Origin of the sequence: Cysteiniphilum marinum (assembly GCF_014857925.1) — a bacterium.
Classification (GTDB): Bacteria; Pseudomonadota; Gammaproteobacteria; order Francisellales; family Francisellaceae; genus Caedibacter; species Caedibacter marinus.
Genome location: NZ_JACYVZ010000103.1, coordinates 1 through 1,276 on the forward strand (window position 1 = coordinate 1; position 1,276 = coordinate 1,276).

The following is a 1,276-nucleotide window of genomic DNA, read 5'->3' on the forward strand; positions in this document are numbered from 1 at the left end:
CTGAAAATCGCGTCCCAGTCGTTTAAGAATTCTTTTGCTAAAGCTTGTGCCTTAGCACTTTGACTCTTTCTGTATTTCAGGCAATGAGCCTTAAAGATAAACAGTCGATACCTAAAATCAGAAATAATCGAAAATTCATTGTTTATTCTGGCTTGTTTAATCCTACTCATGATACTTTGAATTAAGTTCATGGTTAGATCGCCAAAGCGCTTGTTTTCTCTATCGGTCGATTGAGAAAGACTACGTGCCTTGCGGTATAAATGTGCTAAACATCTAAAGCGTTTGTCATAGTGACGATAAGCCGCATAACCATCACTCATAAGCCAGCCGTTAAAACGATCTGTTAACATCATTTGAGCCATTTCCTTTGTTCTGCTACCGATCATAAACAGACAAGCACTGACAGTAACACATGCCCAAAGCCATGTGCTTTTATGATGAATATACCAACCGGTTTCATCCATATGGCATAAGTCACTTTTTATCACTTCTTTTGCAATTTCATCGACTAATGGCTCGCAACATAATGCAGATGAAATAATTGCCTGATTAATTGTGCCAGCACCAACCTCTAGTGACCACAAGTCACTAATGAGACTTTTGATATGACCAACAGGCAATCTATATCGTTTATTCAATACGGATAAAACGCTTGCTAATGTACTACCAACTAACCCATTGTCTTTGATGATATAACCATCTTTACTCACATATTGATTAGGCTGATACTTTGTCCATACGTCACATGCCGGACAATAAGTCTGATGTGTTATATATAGATTATTAATCACATGATAGCCAAGTGATTCTTTGATCAAATCAATCTGATAATAACCGCCAAAGGCTTTAGAAATAGCAGAGTCATCAAAGCTAGCTTTGCAGCCGCTGCAGCAATTAGGCTTTAGATTAATAACTTCATTAATGGGTAATTTTTGTGTTCTACCAAAACCTTGATTACGTGGTTTTCTAGCATCTGCACGATTATGCTGTTTAGATTGCTTGTTTTTAGTAGCATTATTATCTTGCTCATGTTGCGTGTCAGTATTTGTATTACTATCTTCTTGATCTTTATCAAAAAAGTCAGAACTGGGTGGCATTGAGCTATTTTTGCTATTGATATTTATACGATCAGTAAGTATTTTAGCGGTATGTAGCAAATCTTCGTAACTTAATTGTTGTTGAGATAAATCCAAAGAAGAAAAATTCTTAAGGCTTAATGTGCTAAGCTCTTCCTTTTTTAACAGCTTTGGTTTTCTCATGTCCATTTGATTTCAGG

The 1,276-nt window shown here is 36.2% G+C and carries 1 protein-coding gene; it reads right to left on the bottom strand.

What is annotated here, in order from left to right; all coding sequences use genetic code 11:
• Nucleotides 1-1,259 (bottom strand): IS66 family transposase (locus IE867_RS14475; protein ID WP_192485409.1); only part of this gene is annotated, 1,259 nt, incomplete at its 3' end.
• Nucleotides 1,260-1,276 lie beyond the last annotated feature (17 nt).